Raw genomic sequence first — 1,289 nt, forward strand, 5'->3', positions numbered from 1 at the left:
ATAAATTGAAGGATAAAAATCTATTTAATGGGCTTTTATGGGATGACTAATTTTGATGACCTTTCAATACCAAAACCTGTCCTGGTATTGAGGTCGTTAAAATTAGTCATCATTATTTAAAGTCTGTGTACTGATGTAATGCCGTAAAAATACGTTTTGCAGTTTCTTCCCTTACGGATTTGGGATCTCTCAAAATGTTAGCTATCCAAAGCGCAAAGGCATCATAGGTCGGAAATGTTGAAAGGTCTGATATATCACTAACACGACTTAGAATTGAGCTGTATTTATTGATTTGTGCATCACTGAGCTTGCAAAACATGTCTATAGTTTTTTGATCTCGCTCTGATGCTATCAATTTGGGTTTAGTTTTTTCTTTCACTGTGAACTTAAAGCCAACAACAGAACGTCCTTTTTTCACGTTCTCATAGGTCAGATTTATATCTGTATTTTTGGTAATCTCGTCTAGTGATGGTTTGATAACACGGTCTTTCAGATTGCAAAGCTTATCGTATGATTTAGGCAAACCAAGTTCACTTTTTATGTGTTCTAAGGACATTTCGAAGTGCCCCATTGCTTGGTGTTTTTTTGCTAAATGATAAAGGTCAAACGAGTAATCCTTTTTCAAACTTAACACGATGTCTTTTTTATACTTCGTGTAAGGATTTAATTTATCAAATTCTTTTAGCATCAAAAGAACTTCATCAGGAAAGCATATTGATATTGCACCGTTTTCGTATATTGCTCTAATTACCCAGTTACAGTAGGTTTTTTTCTTATTGTCTCCATAGGAGAAGTATCGTCTTAAAAGACTTTTGCTTGCTTCTTCCATTTGGGAATATGCTGAATTGGTTTTAATCCCGCACTCTTTCGCAAACTCTTCAGATGTTATTGTGATTGCATCTTTTTCAGTTGCATCCATTGTTCGAGCGATAGGACTAGCTAGAATTAACAATCGTTTTTCATCAATACTCATGCTTTTAAAGCACTCTTGAATTGTATTCTGCATAACGACCCAAGATACAGGATAGGTTTTCTTTAATTCCATGATACTACACTTTGCGTAATGTAGTTTTTTATAACATGTCGAATTATTTTTGCACATTATTTTTGTAGTTTTTTACATTAAACTACATTATGCCATTTGTAGTTTAATTCATGCCATTTGTAGTTTTAAATCATGCCATTTGTAGTTTTTTAAGTGCCAAAATCATGCCATTTGTAGTTTAATTCATGCCATTTGTAGTTTTTTAAAGTCTGAAAGCCTTGCTGCATAAGGCTTGTAAGGAGGT

The 1,289-nt window shown here is 33.7% G+C and carries 1 protein-coding gene; it reads right to left on the bottom strand.

What is annotated here, in order from left to right:
* Positions 1-112 precede the first annotated feature (112 nt).
* The gene (locus PVW27_RS21515) at positions 113-1,045 is read right to left on the bottom strand and encodes a replication initiation protein (RefSeq protein WP_274561248.1); all 933 of its coding nucleotides are present in this window, start codon (positions 1,043-1,045) and stop codon (positions 113-115) included.
* Between the last annotated feature and the right edge of the window lie 244 nt (positions 1,046-1,289).

The sequence above is a fragment of the Seohaeicola sp. 4SK31 genome (genome assembly GCF_028802875.1).
Classification (GTDB): domain Bacteria; phylum Pseudomonadota; class Alphaproteobacteria; order Rhodobacterales; family Rhodobacteraceae; genus Seohaeicola.